A 15,686-nucleotide genomic window follows, 5' to 3' on the forward strand; every position below is an offset into this window, starting at 1 on the left:
CCTTTCTGCCTGGCTGTGGGTGGCGGGAGTCCGGGGCCTTATTCCACCGTGAGGCGCAGGGCCTGGGTTCCGGCCCGCACTACGTAAATGCCGGTAGCCAGGCCGGCGGGCCAGGTTAGGCGGGCCGTGCCGGCGGGCGTGGCAGTAGCCGTAGTTACCTGGCGGCCCAGGGCATCCAGCAGCTGCACCGGCTCGCCCGGCCGCAGCCCGGTCAGCGTAGCGGCTCGGTGCGCCGGGTTCGGAAAGAGTGTCAGGCCAGAAGCCGGGCTGCCGGGCTGCGCAGCCAGTACCTGCGTGCCCCCGTTCAGGCGCACGCTCACGGTATTGCCCACGGAGTTGCCGGTCACTACGTCAAGGTCGCCATCTTTATCTACGTCGCCAACGGCCAGGTTGCGTGGGGCTTCGCCTACGGCAGTGGCAGAGCCGCCGCTGAACGTGCCTTTACCTCCGTTCAGGCGGATGCTGACGGTATTGGTGCCGGTGCTGTAATTCGCGCCGGTCGTCAGCAGATCCAGGTCTCCATCGGCATCTACGTCGCCGAGCACGATATCGTGCGGGTCGTGGCCAGCGGATACCGTTGATTGGGTGGTGAAGCTGCCGGTGCCGTTGTTCAGCCGCACGCTTACCGTGCCGTCCGTGAAGTTGGCCGTCAGCAGGTCCGCGTCCCCGTCGCCATCCACGTCGCCGGTAGCTATGCTGGCCGGGCCGTTGCCCACCGTCACGAAGCCGCTGCCGCTGAACAGGCCCGTGTTCGAGCCGGTAGCATCGCCGCCGTTTAGCTTTATCAGAACCACATCGGCAGCCATGGAGGCCGCCAGCACGTCCAGGTCGCCGTCACCATCCACGTCGGCCAGGCCAACCCCGTGGGACTCCGTGCTGACGCTGATGTTCTGGCCTGCGCTAAACTGGCCGGTGTTGGAGCCGCTGGCGTCGCCGCCGTTAAGCCGCAGACTCACAGTGTTGCCTACCCCGCCGCCAGCCAGTAAATCCAGGTCCCCGTCACCGTCCACGTCGCCCAGGGCAAGTTGGTGGGGGGCACTGATGACGGCCACGCTCTGGCCGCCGCCAAATGTGCCAGCGCCATTGTTGAGGCGGATGCTCACGGTATTGTCGCTGAAGTTGGAGGCCAGCAGGTCCAGGTCACTGTCACCGTCCACATCGGCCAGAGCTACGTAAATGGGGGCTGCGCCCACGGCCACCGTAGTTCCGGTGCCGAAGTTGCCCGCACCATTATTTAGCAGTACGCTCACCGTATTGCTGCTGCCGTTGGCTGAAAGCAGGTCCAGGTCCCCGTCGCCGTCCACATCGCCCAGGGCTACCCCTTCCGGCCCGGTACCTACTGTCAGGGGAGGGCCCGGCAGGAAGGTGCCCCGACCGGTACCCCCTACGGCAGTAGTAAACTGAAATACCTTTTTCGGGGCCTGCAAGCCGCCCGCGCTCCGCACCGGGCCGGGCACACTCACGCGAATCATCTCCCCGGGCTGGAAATCAGGGGCTGAGGTACCCACCGACGCAGAAAACTGGAAGGCGTTGCCCATTACAGCAGCGGAGCCCCTCTTTTTGCCGCCAGCCTGAGCCGAGTACACAGCCAAATTGCCGGCAGGGGCAGTTACTGGCTCACTGTAAACAACCGAAACCACAGAGCCGGTCCGGGCGCCGCTGGCGGCATTTACGGTGGGGCTGGCACTGATTGCCCGCAGCTCGGCCGTAAAGCCGGAGCTGGTTGCGGAGCCGGCCGCCGTTGACACTACCAGGGACCCGGTGGCCGTGGCGCCGGCCGGGACTACAAACGTAAAGCTGGTATTGGTGCTGCCTGTAATGGCCGATAACGGCACGGTGGCGCCATTTACTACCAAGCTCGTGATGCTGCTCAGGTTGCGGCCCGCAACGGTTACCTCCGCGCCGGCCGCCGCCCGGGCCGGGGTTAGACTGGTCAGCACCGGAGTAGCGGTATTGATAACCGTGAAAACATCCGGGCTGGTGGCCGAGCCTACGGGGGTAGTAACGCTGATCGGCCCTGTCTGGGCCCCAGCGGGCACTACCACACCCGTAATCTGGGTGCCGGCGGTATTCACGGCAAAGCCGCTGGTTACGGTAGTGGCATTGCTACCGCTGAAGGTGATGACACTGGTCCGGCTGAGGTTTGTACCCGTGAGGGTAAGCGTAGCGCCCACCGCGCCGCTGGCCGGCGCGAAACCAGCTAGTACGGGCGGCTGGGGTACGGTGACGCTGAATGGCACGGCAGCCGAAGTACCCCCGCCCGGCGACGGGTTGGTGACGCTAACGGGGTAGCTGCCCACCGTAGCAATGGCGCTGGCCGGCACCGTAGCCGTCAGCTGCGTAGCCGACACGAGGGTAGTGGGGAGGGGTACGCCGTTGAAATTCACCACGCAGCGGGCTACGAAACCCGTGCCGGTCACGGTCAGCGTGAAGCTGGGGTTACCGGCGGGAGCGGTGGCGGGGCTCAAGGTCGTGATGGTAGGCACCGGGTTGGGCACGGCGGGCGTCACGGTAAAAACGCCTGTACTGGTGGCAGTACCCCCAGGAGCCGCCAGGCGAATAGGGCCGGTTTGGGCGCCACTGGGCACGATAACCCCCGTAATCTGGGTGCCGGCCGCATTAATTGTGTAGCCGCTGCTGACCGTGTTATTTTCCGAACCGGCAAACGTGATAAGGCTGGTGCCGGTAAGATTAGTGCCGTTAATGGTCAGACTGACGCCCTCGTAGCCGCTGGTAGGCGTAAAGCTGGTCAGGGTAGGGGCCGACTCCCGGATGCGGCCCAGAAAATTAACGTTGGTAGCCGCCGGGTTGGTCAGGGTAAAGCTGCCGAAGGTGGCTGAAGGGGTAGTGTAGCCGGCCACGTAAATATTAGCGCCGCTCAGGGCTAGGCTAAAGGCCACGTCGCCGCCCGCGCCACCCCCGCTCACGGCCAGGCTGCCGCTCACGGTGCTACCCTGGTCGGTGTAGCGGGCCACGAACAACGTGCTGGCCGTACCGCTGCCAAACAAATTGCTGCCCGCAATTCGGGTGGTGGTGCCCCCGGCAAAGCTGCCCGCCACGTACACGTTCGCGCCCGTAACGGTCAGGTCGCGGCCGATATCTGCGCCCGTGCCGCCGCCACTCACGGCCCAGCCGTCACTGGCCGATGCGCCCAGATCAAGGTACTTGGCCACAAAGATGTCGGCGCTACCTGCCCCCGGCAATTCCGTGCCGGCAATGCGGGCGTCGGTGCCACTGGTGAAGGACCCGGTCACGTACACCGCATTGCCCCGGACCGCCACGGCGTTGCCCACGTCACCGTCCGAGCCACCCCCGCTCACGGCCCAGCCGTTGCTCACGGTAGTGCCCTGATCGAGGTATTTGGCCAGAAACATATCGGCGTTGTTGCCAATGCCAGTGAGGGCCGTGCCTGCAATGCGTGGGTTCAGCTGGAAGTACCCGGTTACATAAACTGCGGAGCCGTTCACGGCAATGTCATTACCGTAGTCATACCCCACGCCCCCTTCACTGATGGCCCAGCTGCTGCTAACACTGCTGCCATTATCGGTGAATTTGGCTACCACTATATCGGTGTAGGCGGCCGCCGATAAGGTGGTCCCGGCAATACTGAGCTGCTTTTCAAAGCGGCCGGTGATGTACACGCTGGAGCCGGAAACCGCAATGCCGTTTCCAACATCGAAGCCCGCGCCGCCCCCACTGACTACCCAGCCGTTGCCGACGCTGCTGCCATTGTCCGTGTACTTGGCCACAAATAGGTCGGAGAACCCTGCGGCCTCCAGGTTCTGGCCGGCAATGCGCGTGTTGCCGCTGTAGTATGAGCCCGTTACGTACACATTATTACCGCTCACGGCTAGGCCCAGCCCCTGATCGGTGTCGGAGCCGCCCGCCCGAATGGCCCAGGCCCAGGCGCTGGCGGTGGCATCCCACTTAGCCAGGAACATATCCGTTTTGCCCGCACTGGAAAGTTGGGTGGTGCCAAACTGCACGTTACCTGAAAAATCACCCGTTACGAATACGTTGCCGCTGGCATCGGTGGCCGTAGCCAGGTTGCGGGAAGTAGTGCCCTGTAACGGTGCTTCGGCCCGCTGCCAGGTGCCGCTGCCGGCATCCAGCTGACCCAAGGCACCAGCTTTGGCGGGCGCAAAAAACTCATTACCAAAGCTGATGGCCCCGTTGCCGGACGACGCGGCTACAAACACCTGTGAACCAGTAACGGCAAGGCCATACCCAGTATCCACCTCGGTGCCGCTAATGCTGGTAGCCCAGCCATTGCCAACGGCAGTGCCCTGGTCGGTGTACTTCGCTACAAACGCATCGTAAGAGGTGTTCGTGTTTTGCAGGGTGGTCCCGGCAAAGCGCGCATAAAACGCCAGAAAAGAACCCGTTACGTAAACGCCCGTGCCGTTTACAGCGATGCCCAGGCCTTGGTCATCGCCGCCGCTTCCACCGCTGGCGGCCCACACGCCGGTGGTCGTGTTGCCTTGGTCGGTGTATTTCGCCACAAACATGTCGTCGCCGTTGAACTCGCCGGGAATGGGGCGGCCGTCGATGGTGGCCGTGGTGCCGGTCGTAAATGTGCCCGTGATATACACGCTGGTGCCGCTCACGGCCACGCCGTTGCCGCTGTCGTTGCTGGTACCACCGGCGCTTACCGCCCAGCCGGCGGCCACGCTGCTACCGTTGTCGGTATATTTGGCCAGGAAAATGTCGCTCTCACTGCCTGGGTTCGTGAGGGTGGTGCCGGCAAACAGGGCGGTCTTGCTCTCAAAGCTGCCCGTCACGTACACGTTGCTGCCGTTCACGGCCACACCGTTGCCTACGTCCGTGATGGCGCCCCCGCCCTTCACCGCCCAGCCGTTGCCGGCCGAGGTGCCGTTGTCAACGTACTTGGCCAGAAACATATCGGTGCGGCCCATGCCCGTCAGAACCGTGCCGGCCACGGTAGCGCCGCTGGCGGAGTAGAAACCCGTCACGTACACACTCGTGCCGCTCGCGGCTACGCCATTCCCCACTTCAGCTCCAAAACTTTCGCTATTGATGGCCCAGCCATTGCCCGCCGATGTGCCATTATCGACGTACTTGGCCAGAAACATATTGCCGTCGGTGCCACCGCTGCTCAGGGTTTTGCCGGCAAAGCTGGCGCCGTTCCCGAAGTAAGAGCCGGTAATAAATACCGAGGTGCCGCTCACGGCCACGCCCCGGCTTTGGTCGTTGCTGATGCCACCTCCGCGCACAGCCCAGGCCCAGGTGCTGGTAGCCGTGTTCCACTTCGCCAGGAAGATATCCGTGCCGCCGGCACTTGTCAGCATAGTAGTGCCGAAGGTAATCTGGCCGGTGAAGTAGCCGGTCAGGAAAAGGTTGCCGCTGGCATCGGTGGCCGTGGCGCGGGCCACGGAGGTACCGGTGGCAGGCTGGTTGCTGCTGCCACTCAGGGCCATTTGCCAGGTAGGAGCCTGGGCGTCGGCCGGGCCGGCCCCCATCAGGAGCAATAGCAGGGCCGCGCACAGAATGCACGCTCGGGCGAAGGCCTCAACTCGCCCGAGTAAGGAATAGAAGTAGCGCATGGGCTAACAGATAAAAAATAAGTTCTCGGCTGCCTGGTCAGGCAATCGGTAAAGACATTGGGCCAGGCCCGACCTTAATTGCGAACGATGCGCCCAGTGGCCCGGCGGCCGTCGGCGGCTCTTACCTGCACCAAGTACACCCCTGCCGGAAGGGCCGCCGGCAGAGCAATGGTATAGGCCGGCTCTGGCCGGGTAATCTGCCGGGTATATACCGGCTGGCCCAGGGTAGTCCATACGCTGAGCTCCACCGTCGTGCGCGCGAAAGCAGTCATATCCACGGTGAGCAGCCCGTCGGCGGTAGGGTTGGGGTAGCAACTCAGGGGTAGGGCGGCCGCGGCTGCAGCCACCGGGGCTTTGGTTGCCAGAACCGGGGCCTGTACCGAGCCGTTGAAGCGCACGGCCACGTAGTTGGCTTGCTCGCAGGAGGCTAGAATATCCAGGTCGCCGTCGCCATCCATATCTGCCAGTACCAACCCATCAGGCTCCACGCCCACGGACAATACCTGGGGGGTAGGGCTGAACTGGCCGGTGCCGTCGCCGAAGCGCACCTGCACCTGGCGGCCCAGGTAAATACTGGTCATTAAGTCCAGGTTGCCGTCGCCGTTCACGTCCCCGAGCTTCACATCCGACACAACCCGGCTCGACGCCACGGGAGTAGTAGCTGGAAACGCGCCCTGGCCGTTGCCCAGCAGCACCGTAACCTTGTACTCCTGAAAGTTACCGATGACTACATCCAAATGCCCGTCGTTGTTGATGTCGCCGGAATCGATGCAGTTGGGGCTACCTCCGGCCGGTGTCTCGGCCAGCTTGCTGAAACCACCCTGGCCATTGCCCAGCCAGATGCCCATGCTGTTGACGCCGATACCGGAGTTAATAACCAGCAGATCAGGGTGCCCATCGTGGTTGACATCATCGACCACGAGGCCATAGGGACCGTAGGAGTTGCCGATGGCCAGGTTGGTAGTGCCCGTAAAACCGCCCTGCCCATTTCCCAGCCGCACGCTCACAGTATTGTTGCTGTAGTTGGAGCCAAACAGGTCCAGGCGGCCATCATGGTTGCAGTCGGCCAGTATCAGCACGTTGGGGGCCCCGTTCGTGTTCAGCATAGTGGCCGTCCCGAAACCGCCCTGCCCGTTGCCCAGGCGGACATTTACGTTCGCCGGGTTGTTGATATGGGCCGTTAGCAAATCAAGCCGCCCATCGTTGTTAACGTCGCCGAGAGCCGCAAAGCGGGAGCCGTCACCTACCGCTAGGTCGGGCAGGCGCCGGAACGTGCCCCGGCCGGTGCTCAAGTGAATACTAACGGTGCCCGCCGTTTCGCTGGTGGTTACAAAATCCAATAGGGAGTCGCCGTTCAGGTCGCCGGTGGCCGTGTGCGCGGGGCCCGCGTCTACCGGTAAGTTAAGCACGCTGGTAAACTCTCCGCGCCCGTTGCCCGGCCGGATGCTGACGGTATTGTTGTCATCGTTGATGATGCCTTCGTTGGCGGTCAGCAGATCCAGGTCGCCATCGGTGTCCACGTCGGCCACGGCCAGGCTCACGGGGTGATGGTCGGTGGCTACCTCCGCCGCACCACTGAACCGCCCATTGCCTGCTCCCAGCCGTACGCTCGCGGTGCTGCTGAGCGTGTTAGCCGATAAGAGGTCGGGGTTGCCATCGGCATTCACGTCGCGGATGAGTAGCTGGCGCGGTGCTATACCGATAGTAACATCGGGCAGGCCCGCGCTAAAACCGCCTTTGCCGTCCCCGAGCCGAACGCTCACCAGGGCGTTGGCGCTGGTGCTGTAGTTGCCAATAATAAAAGCCAGATCCGGCAGCCTATCCCCGTTGACATCGGCTATAACTAACTCGCGGGGCTGGCTACCTACCGTCAGGTCCTTGATGTTGCTGAACGTGCCCGTACCCGTCCCGAGGCCTACGCTCAGGGAGCTTTTGTTGGTGTTGGTAAGAACGAAATCCAGCTTTTCATCCTGGTTTATATCCGCCAAAGCAACATGGGAAGGCGTCTGGTTCAGAGAGACGTAGCGGGTGCCCGTGAAGCCACCTTTGCCATCGCCCATGCGAATATTGATGGTGGCCGGATAGGTATTGGATACCACTATATCCGGGTTGCCATCAGCGTTCAAATCGCCCAGCGCTAATTGGTTTGGGCTGTTGCCGGGGTAGGTGCTGCCCATATAGCTGAAGCCGCCCTTGCCGTCGCCCTGGTATATCTCCACCAGACTGGCAACCATATTCAGGGCAAGAAAATCGAGCTTGCCATCTTTGTTTACATCCGCCATAACCACTTGCTCCGGGGTATAGCTTAGGGATATATCAGGCATAGCCATGAAGCTACTACGCCCGTTGCCCAGGCGCACGCTCACCGACTTTGCCTTGCGGTTGCTCGTGAGAAAGTCGGGGTAGCCATCCTGATTAATGTCGGCAACCTGCAGGTAGTTTGGCTGCCAGGCCACGGTTTCCTCCTGGGGCACCGGAAAAACGCCGGGGCTGGGCGTTACCCCGGCCCGAAACAGGTAGCTGGCCGGCGCCGCGGGCGCGTCGCCCAGGCTGGTAGCGGTGGGCAGCACGCCTACCCGCACCGGCTCCCCGGGCAGCAGCGGGCGGGTAGGCTGGAAGACGATGGTTGAGGTACCGGCGCCGGTGTACGTGCCCGTCAGCGGGCCGCGCCAGCCGCTTACCACCCGGATAGCATCGGGCCGGGCCGCGGCGGCGCTCATGGGCTGAGAAAAGGTGAGTTGTACTGGCGCCTGGAGGCTGGCGTGGTGGCTGCTGGCCGCGGGCAACCGGTTGGTAACTACTGGTACCTGCGCCTCGGAGGCGAGCCAGGGCATGAGTAGGGCGGCGCTAAGTAGCGCCGCCCGGCTGGAGTAGAATGACATCAAATGCTGACAGTAAATAAATACACGTTTTTATTGATTTGTAAAGGTAATACGGAAGGCCAACGAAGCAGCTTGATACTCTTACGATTATAGAAAATTGATCAGCCTGCACCGGCCGCTGCTGGTACAATGCCCAGGCGAAAGAAAAACAGGCTACTGGTCCAAAAAGCCCTTTTGTAGGCTATACTGCGCCTCGGCAGCCCACGGTGGCCCAGCACCGGCCTCGTTGTGTCAACCGTAATGAATACATCTTGTGATGACACAAATGCTTGTGTCGTAAATCAACAAATCGTTCATGCGTTGACACAGGCTGTGAAGGCAACAAGTCCATAGTGCAATTCATCGGTTGTGCCCGGCCTCAGGCTGTCAGGTAGGCAGGCAGCCACAAGCCGCGGGTTTTTGCCTTCGGCGAACAGGGGTTTTCCTGCTGCAGAACCGGCGCCTCGCGCGAGGGCCGGGGCCGGCAGATGAGCAGCGCGCCCGCAAGGGGGCAAGAATCTGTGGCAAGCTGTTTATTTGCGGCGTCCACTTCACTCATGTCCATGCAGGCTGCTTCCACTGTTTTTCTCGTCCGCCCGACGCGCTTCACGTTCAATCCCGAAACGGCCCACTCCAACCACTTTCAGCAGCCGCTGGCGGGGCTAAGTCCGGAAGCCATTCAGGCGCAGGCCTTCGCCGAGTTTGATGGGGTAGTAGCCCGGCTGCGCGCCGCCGGTGTGCAGGTGTTGGTGTTCGAGGATACCCCCGAGCCTCACACGCCCGATGCCGTGTTTCCCAACAACTGGGTTACTTTTCATCCCGATGGGCGGGTGCTGCTCTACCCCATGTGCGCCCCCAACCGCCGCCTGGAGCGCCGCCCCGATATTCTGGAGGCGCTGGGCCGGCAGTTTCACATCCGGGAAGTAGTTGATCTAGCGGCCCACGAGCAGGACAACCGGTTTCTGGAGGGCACGGGCAGCATCATCTTCGACCACCTGCACCGCATTGCCTACGCCGGGCTGTCGGTGCGCACGGAGGCCGGGCTGTTTCGGGAGGTAGCGGCCCGGCTGGAGTACGAGCCCGTCGCCTTCCGGGCCTACGATGCCGCCGGTCAGGAAATTTACCACACCAACGTGATGATGTGTTTGGGCGCTAGGTTCGCTGTCATCTGCCTGGAAAGCATCCGGGACGAGGCCGAGCGCGCGGCGGTAAAGGCCTCGCTCACGCGCACCGGGCACGAGCTAGTGGATATCAGCCTGGCTCAGGTGGCGCGCTTTGCCGGCAACATGCTCACATTGCAGCCCGCCGAAGGGCGCGAGCTGCTGGCCATGTCGCAAAGCGCTTACGATGCTCTGCGCCCCGAACAGCGGGAGGTGCTGGGCCGCTACGCCACGCTGCTGCCCCTACCCATCCCCACCATTGAAACCATTGGCGGGGGTAGCGCCCGCTGCATGATGGCCGAGGTATTTCTGCCCGCGAAAGGGTAAGGACAGGGGCCGTTGTGCTGCAACATAATATAGTTGTAAGCAGCTGATATACAGCAAGTAAATATTGAATGTGCGGGAGCTATCCGGGGGCGTTGGGTGTTATAACTAGCTATGACCCAAACCCAGCTGTTTCCTTCGCTCGATATTCTTGCCCCCACTCCAGAGCCCCGCCAGCACAGCGCCAAGCTGTGGCTGCCCAAGCGCGTGGTGTTCACCCCCGACGCCCTCGACCAGCCTTTCGGCCAGCAGATGCTGGAGCGCGTAACGGCCCAGGGCCTGGAGGTGGAGCTGCTGAAAAGCAACCGCCTGACCAGCGTGCGCGGCGAAGATGCCCGCGACACGTACCGCCGCGCCAAAAGCACTCTGGCTGTGGTGTGCGCCCCGCCCAGCGCCCTGCGCCTGCAGCCCACGCCGCCTTCCGCCGACTGGCAGATGAACCTGGCCGAAGGTTGCCCGGCTCACTGCCAGTACTGCTACCTGGCCGGCTCCCTGACGGGGCCGCCCGTGGTAAAGGCCTTCGCCAACCTGCCCCAGCTGCTGGAAAACACCCAGGCCTACGAGCAGTCCGGCCGCGTCACTAGCTTCGAGGTGAGCTGCTACACCGATGTGCTGGGCATTGAGCACCTGACCGGCTCGTTGGCCGAATGCATCCGCTACTTCGGGCAGCGCGAAGGCGCCCACCTGCGTTTCGTGAGCAAGTACGACCATGTTGATTCCCTGCTGGGTTTGCCCCACCACGGCCGCACCCGGGCCCGCTTCAGCCTCAACGCCGAAGCCGCCGTGCGCAAGCTGGAGGGCGGTACCGCCTCCGTGGAGGCCCGGCTGCAGGCGCTGCGGAAGCTGGCCCTGCCCGTGGAGCAAGGCGGTGGCGGCTACCCCGTGGGCGTGGTGCTGGCTCCCATTATGCCCCTGCCGGGCTGGCAGGATGAGTACCGCCACCTGCTCGATAGGTTGGCCGCTACCCTCGATTTTCCCTGCGACCTGACGGCCGAGTGCATCACCCACCGCTTTACGCCCGGCTCCAAGGAGGTGCTGCTGCAGTGGTACCCGAACACTTCCCTCGACCTGGAGGAAGCCACCCGGGCCGTGAAGCGCAACAAGTTTGGCGGCACCAAGTTCGTGTATCAGCCCACCGATATGCGCACGCTCAAGGAGTTCTTCTATCAGGAGTGGCAGCAGCGCTTTCCCAATGCCCCGATTCTGTACTGGACTTAGAGGTTTAGCAGTCGGGCGGGGGTAGCAGGAGCAAGTCCGCAGAGGAGACATCAGTATATATTTGCTATCCTGACCAACGAAAAGGCCACCCGGTATGCCGGGTGGCCTTTTGCGTTTTCAGTTAACTCTGCCGGCTTACTGCACCGGAGCGGCATCTACCTTCAGGCCGAGTACGGCGCTGGTATGGCTACGAACCTGTTCCACCAGGGCCGGATTATTGGCTAGGGACTGACCAAAGGAAGGAATCATCTGGCGGAGCTTGGCCTGCCACTCCGCCGACTGCGCCTTCTCCGGAAAGCAGCGCTGCACCAGGCCCAGCATAATGCTTACGGCCGTAGAAGCGCCGGGCGAGGCCCCCAGCAGGGCGGCAATAGAGCCATCGGAGGCGGCTACTACCTCCGTGCCGAACTCCAGGATGCCGCCTTCTGTCTCATGCTTCTTGATGACCTGCACGCGCTGGCCGGCAATTTCCAGCTGCCAGTCCTGGGCCCGGGCTTCCGGCAGGTACTCGCGCAGGGCTTCCAGCCGGTCTTCCGGCGACTGACGCACCTGGTTGATGAGGTACTTGGTGAGCGGCATATTTTTCAGGCCCGCAATAATCATGGGGCGCATGTTGCTCAGCTTCACCGACAGGGGCAAATCGAGGTAGGAACCCTGCTTCAGGAACTTGGTGCTGAAGCCGGCGTAGGGCCCAAACAGCAATTCCTGCTTGCCGTTGATAACGCGGGTATCGAGGTGGGGCACCGACATGGGGGGCGAGCCCACGGCGGCCTTGCCGTACACCTTGGCGTGGTGCTGGGCAATTACTGCGGGGTTAACGCACTTCAGCCACTGCCCGCTAACCGGGAACCCACCAAAACCCTGGCCCTCCGGAATGCCTGACTTGATGAGCAGAGGTAGGGAGCCTCCGCCCGCCCCGATAAACACGAACGGCGCCCGGATTTTAAGCGGTGCACCCGTCGAAACGTCCTCGGCCTTTACTCGCCAGAGGCCATCCTTCTGGCGCAGCTTTTCTACGTTGTGATTAAAGTAGAAAGTAACGCCCGGCTTTTGCTGCAGCAGCGTGAACATGCCGCGGGTCAGGGAGCCAAAGTTTACGTCGGTGCCCAGGTCCACGCGGGTGGCAGCCACGGGTTGCTGCGGGTCGCGGCCGTGCATCACCAGGGGCATCCACCGCTCCATCTCCTCGCGGTTCTCGGTGTACTCCATGCCCTGAAACAAGGGCGACTGGGTGAGGGCCGCGTGGCGCTTCCGCAGGAAGTTCACGTTCTTATCGCCCCACACAAAGCTCAGGTGCGGGATGTGGTTGATAAAGCGCGTGAGCTCCTTTACGGCGTAGGTTTCGGCCAGAAAGGCCCAGAATTGCTTGGATTCCTCGAACTGCTCGGCAATTTTGACGGCCTTGCTGATGTCAATGGAACCGTCGGCCTTCTCGGGGGTATAGTTCAGCTCGCAGAAGGCCGAGTGGCCGGTGCCGGCGTTATTCCAGGCATCGGAGCTTTCGGCGGCGGCCACATCCAGCCGCTCAATAATGGCAATGGTCAGGTCGGGCTGCAACTCTTTCAGCATCATGCCCAAAGTGGCGCTCATGATGCCCGCCCCAATCAGGACTACGTCGGCAGATAGGGATTCAGCGGGTTCGGTAGTGCTCATGCGTATTTCGGAATAGGACTTACGAAGTACGGGGAAAGTCGGAAAAGGTGGCTTTTGTTGCCGAAGAAACTGATTTACCCCGTTACTGGCAGGGGCTGGGGGCCGCCCGCGCCGGTAAGGCAAAACACCGGGCGGGGCGGGCTCGTTCCGCAGGACAAAACCTTGGCGACAGGGCCGCCCCCGGCCCACCGGCTCACGGTGGGCCAGTCCACGCTACAACTTCTAAACCTGCCTTGGTCTGAGCCTACGTGGTTTCCGGGGTAGGCGGCTGAATCTGGGTCCGTAGCTGCTGCACTTCCCGTTCCAGGGCCAGGGTGCGGAAGGTTACCTTCAGCTCCAGGTCCTGGTAGGAGCGCTCCAGCTGCTCCTGGAGCTGTTTGAGCTCCGTAATATCGGTGTTGGTGCCAAACCAGCGCAGCACCTGGCCCTGCTCGTTGCGAATGGGCACGGCCCGGGTCAGGAACCACCGGTATTCGCCCTGGTGGCTGCGCAGGGGAAACGTAAGTTCCCAAGGCTGCCCGGCGGGCCAGGCAGCGCGCACAAATTCCAGCACCCGGGCTACGTGGTCTGGGTGGTGAACCTTTTCCCAGCCCCAGCCGCGCATTTCTTCCAGGGTGCTACCCGTGTACTCGTACCAGCGCTGGTTGTACCAGGTAATATTGCCGTCGGGGAGGGCCATCCAGGCCAGTTGGGCGATGGTGTCGGCCATGGTCGTGAAGTCGGCCTCGCGCTGGCGCAGGGCTTTCTCCGCCTCCCGCTGGCGGGTTACGTCCTGCATGGCCCCAATCATGCGCAAGGGCTGGCCCTCGGCGTTGCGGGCTACGTGGCCGCGGTCCATCATGCTGGCATAGCTACCATCGGCCCGCTGAAAGCGGTATTCGTCGCTCCAGTCGGTGCGGCCCCCGTCAATGGCCTCATGGATGCCATGAACCACGCGCTCGGCATCGGCGGGGTGAATGTGCTCGTACCACCACTGAGCGGTAGTTAAGCGGGCCTCGGGGCCGTAGCCGAGCACGCGCTGCACGGCCGGGTTCCACTTCACCTCGTTGGTTTGCAGGTTCCACTCCCAAATGGCATCGTTGGTAGCCAGGGCCGCCAGGGCGTAGCGCTCCTCGCTCTGGCGCAGGGTTTCCTGCACCTGCTTCTGGCGGGTAATGTCGGTGATGGTACCAATAAAGCGCAGGGGCTGCGTGCGGGTGGCATCAAAGAAGGCCCGGCCCGTGGCCCGCACCCAGCGCACCTGCCCGCCGTCATGCTGGCCAATGGTGCGGTACTCAACATCGCAGGTGCCGGTGCCGGCCGGGTCGAGGGCTTGGGCTACTGCGGCTTCCGTAGCGGCCCGGTCGTCGGGGTGCAGGCCGCGCAGAAAGTCGTCGTAGGTGATAGTGGCCGTTGCGGGCAAGCCAAACAACTCCTTACAACGCGTGGACCAAATCAGCTCGCCGGTGGCCGGATTTAAATCCCAGGTGCCTACTCCGGCGGCATCCACTGCGGTTTGCAGGCGTTCGTAATCGGAAGAAAAAGCGGAAGGTGTACTCATGGGAGCGGAAAAACGAAAACAGCAAGCTTAGGGCTGCACTAGTTGCAACTCCATACCCGAGTGAAAGTAAAGCGTAAGCGCGCGGTGGGCGCCCGAGACGGAGCGCCGGAGGCGGGTAACCAAGGCCGTGGTGGTTTGCTCAGCCAGGCTGAGCTGCAGGTAGGGCCGGCTGAGCAGGGCATCGCGCTCCACTGACCAGCGCCCCAGCAGGGCTCCCTCATTCAACGCCACCACAAGCTGCTGAGGCTGCAACTGCAGTTGCGTGGTGCGGGCCAGCGCCGTGGCAGGATCCGCCTGGCTCAGCACCCGGCTGGCAACCCGCCACGTACCGGCCAACTCCTGGTCTGCCACTTGTTGCAGATTGACATCGAGTAGGGTTTCTGGCATAGTAATGCGCTAATGCACTAAGCAAATGGCAGCAGCAAGATAGCCTCTGCTTATCGTTTCGCAGATATTGACCCAGGACAAAAAATGACCTGCCCTTACCAGAAGCAGCTTACAAAGCCAGCGCCTGCTAACGTAAAATGTAGCGGATCAGAGGGTTGGATGCGGGTGGCTAACCTGCGCAGGTGTTACAAGCAGGCGCGGCGGGCAGCGCTTAGGCGGCCTCGTTGCTGGCCGCCTGCCGGGCGGCGTGGTACTGGGCCACCAGCGGGGTGCTGGCTACAATGACCGTCGCGTAGCCTTTCGGCATTTCGGTGTAGAGCAGGCGCACTTGGGGGTTGGTCCACTGCTGGGCGGAGGTAGCGGCTACCTGGCCGGGGCCGTAAGTACGCGTGAGCAGGCCGTAAATACCCTGGCAGTTGGCCGGGCCCAGCACGCGCACTTCCACGCAGCAGAGCAGGCCTTTGTAAAAACCGTAGCTGATGCCCGTAACGGCGTAGCCGCCAATAGTCAGGGCTTCGTCGGGGCGGGTGTAGTAGCTGATTTGCGAGCTGGTTGCCCGCCGCTCGGGCACCAGGCGCTTAAATTGCTTAAGCGGAGCGCCTAGCCAGGCCGCGCGCAGGTCGGCGGCCAGCTCCTTCCGGTGCGTGGCAGTAGCAGTAGGGGCTGCGGGGGGAGCCGGGGCGCCGGTAGCTGCCTGCGCGCTGCCGGAAGCGGCACTAAGTAAGGGCAGCAGGAAAAGGAGGCAGTGCTTCATGAGCGGGCACCCAGGACCGGGCAGCTTGAGGGGCTGGACATCGAAGGGCGGAAGGTACATAAAAGTGCGGGGCAAACCCGCAGAAAAGTTACTTTTTGATTTTTCCGGCCCGCCGCAGCCATTTCCGCCGCCCGGTGGCAGGGCGGGGCCGTAGGTTATGGGCTGCGCTAACGCACCCCCAGGCGGTTTTTTCCGTAGCAGATTAACGGCCGCAACCATCAGCGC

The 15,686-nt window shown here is 62.7% G+C and carries 8 protein-coding genes; 2 read left to right on the forward strand and 6 right to left on the reverse strand.

What is annotated here, in order from left to right; all coding sequences use genetic code 11:
• Positions 1–38: 38 nt before the first annotated feature.
• A complete protein-coding gene (locus GGU46_RS08890) occupies positions 39–5,564 on the reverse strand; it encodes an FG-GAP-like repeat-containing protein (RefSeq protein ID WP_183403174.1) in 5,526 nt (1,841 codons plus the stop codon).
• Positions 5,565–5,638: 74 nt separating this feature from the next.
• Positions 5,639–8,446 (reverse strand): FG-GAP-like repeat-containing protein, encoded by a 2,808-nt coding sequence (locus GGU46_RS08895; protein WP_183403175.1) that lies wholly within the window; start codon positions 8,444–8,446, stop codon positions 5,639–5,641.
• Positions 8,447–8,988: 542 nt separating this feature from the next.
• Between GGU46_RS08895 and ctlX the strand changes: the two genes are divergently transcribed.
• Both ctlX and GGU46_RS08905 read left to right on the forward strand, forming a co-directional pair.
• Positions 8,989–9,912: a citrulline utilization hydrolase CtlX gene (gene ctlX / locus GGU46_RS08900; RefSeq protein ID WP_183403176.1), complete on the forward strand. Its 924-nt coding sequence runs from the start codon at positions 8,989–8,991 to the stop codon at positions 9,910–9,912.
• A 111-nt stretch (positions 9,913–10,023) separates the two neighbouring features.
• Positions 10,024–11,127, forward strand: coding sequence for an SPL family radical SAM protein (locus tag GGU46_RS08905; protein WP_183403177.1), 1,104 nt, complete (start codon positions 10,024–10,026; stop codon positions 11,125–11,127).
• Between the two features lie 135 nt (positions 11,128–11,262).
• Here GGU46_RS08905 and GGU46_RS08910 read toward each other — a convergent pair whose 3' ends face one another.
• The 4 genes from GGU46_RS08910 to GGU46_RS08925 form a co-directional block, all read right to left on the reverse strand.
• Positions 11,263–12,780 carry a malate:quinone oxidoreductase gene (locus GGU46_RS08910; protein WP_183403178.1) on the reverse strand — a complete coding sequence of 506 codons (1,518 nt, stop codon included), beginning with the start codon at positions 12,778–12,780 and terminating at the stop codon, positions 11,263–11,265.
• A 244-nt stretch (positions 12,781–13,024) separates the two neighbouring features.
• A complete protein-coding gene (locus GGU46_RS08915; RefSeq protein WP_183403179.1) occupies positions 13,025–14,320 on the reverse strand; it encodes a PAS domain-containing protein in 1,296 nt (431 codons plus the stop codon).
• Positions 14,321–14,347: 27 nt separating this feature from the next.
• Positions 14,348–14,707 (reverse strand): hypothetical protein, encoded by a 360-nt coding sequence (locus GGU46_RS08920; RefSeq protein ID WP_183403180.1) that lies wholly within the window; start codon positions 14,705–14,707, stop codon positions 14,348–14,350.
• A gap of 211 nt (positions 14,708–14,918) precedes the next feature.
• Positions 14,919–15,521, reverse strand: a complete 603-nt coding sequence (locus GGU46_RS08925) for a hypothetical protein (protein ID WP_215906293.1) — start codon at positions 15,519–15,521, stop codon at positions 14,919–14,921.
• Between the last annotated feature and the right edge of the window lie 165 nt (positions 15,522–15,686).

The organism is Hymenobacter latericoloratus (genome assembly GCF_014199535.1).
In the GTDB taxonomy this organism is placed as follows: Bacteria; Bacteroidota; Bacteroidia; order Cytophagales; family Hymenobacteraceae; genus Hymenobacter; species Hymenobacter latericoloratus.